Genomic DNA, 644 nt, shown 5'->3' with positions numbered 1-644 from the left:
CCCTCTCCCCGTAAGCGGGGCGAGGGAACGTCACCGAGCAGCGATCGCCGCCGCGGCGCCGGCCATCGTCGTCGCGCTGACGCGGTTGGCGATCTTCATGGCGCGTTTGCTCTTCAAAAGCTTGCGCGCCTGTGATGCGGCGAGCACCCAGGCGAGATCGATGGCGACCAGCACCACGGCCATGGTCGCCGTCAGCTCGACCCAGCCGACGATGCTGACCGAAGCGAGGTCGATGATGGTCGGCAGCAGCGCCAGGTAGAACATCATGATCTTGGGATTGCCAAGCGTCACCGCCATGCCGGCGAAGAACAGCTTTGCCGGAGAATCCTCGCGCGGCATCTCGCCCCCTTCTGCATCGACAGGCGCGGTCCACATTTTCCAGGCGAGGTAAGCGAGATAGGCGACGCCGACCCATTTCACCACGACGAAAGCGAAATGGAAGGTCTGCGCCACGACAGCCAGGCCGAACACCGCCAGCGACAGCCAGATGCCCTCGCCGATCCACATGGCGAGCAGGAACGGGAACACGTCGCGAAACCCTTTCGAGATAACGCGCGCAACGAGCGCCGCGATCGAGGGGCCGGGCGAACCGGCGGCAACGAACAAAGCGGCGGCGAAGATCAGGAGCGAGGTGGGGTGCATAA

1 protein-coding gene is annotated in these 644 nt (G+C 64.8%); it reads right to left on the bottom strand.

The features are described 5' to 3' along the window. Positions 1-30: 30 nt before the first annotated feature. Positions 31-642 (bottom strand): LysE family translocator, encoded by a 612-nt coding sequence (locus EN906_RS36305; RefSeq protein ID WP_127272477.1) that lies wholly within the window; start codon positions 640-642, stop codon positions 31-33. Between the last annotated feature and the right edge of the window lie 2 nt (positions 643-644).

This window comes from Mesorhizobium sp. M7A.F.Ca.CA.004.06.1.1, assembly GCF_003999135.1.
Lineage (GTDB): Bacteria > Pseudomonadota > Alphaproteobacteria > Rhizobiales > Rhizobiaceae > Mesorhizobium.
Note: the sequence above shows the minus strand (reverse complement) of the source record. Positions and strands in the feature narration are given on the sequence as shown.